This window comes from Polynucleobacter yangtzensis (assembly GCF_001595965.1).
Taxonomy (GTDB): domain Bacteria; phylum Pseudomonadota; class Gammaproteobacteria; order Burkholderiales; family Burkholderiaceae; genus Polynucleobacter; species Polynucleobacter yangtzensis.
In genome coordinates this window covers 1-227 of record NZ_LOJI01000032.1, presented here as the reverse complement: position 1 = coordinate 227, position 227 = coordinate 1, and the positions used below count along the sequence as shown (strand labels likewise).

Genomic DNA, 227 nt, shown 5'->3' with positions numbered 1-227 from the left:
ATACCACCATCAACTAATTGCAGAGCGAGACCTGCAGGAGTGGCAAACTCAAATAAGGCTCTTAAAGGTAAGGTAATCGCTGTTTCTTGACGCACTCGAGCAATGAGGCGCATGGCCAATAGGGAGTGACCTCCAAGTGCAAAGAAGCTGTCATCAACCCCTACGGTAGGGATGCCTAGTAATTCACTAAAGAGGGTGCACAGCAGTTGCTCATTGGCATTGCCAGG

At 49.3% G+C, this 227-nt stretch carries 1 protein-coding gene; it reads right to left on the bottom strand.

The genetic code is table 11. From position 1 onward, the window contains the following. The coding region (locus JaK3_RS06800; protein ID WP_150114231.1) for a phosphopantetheine-binding protein at positions 1–227 on the bottom strand (227 nt) is incomplete at both ends.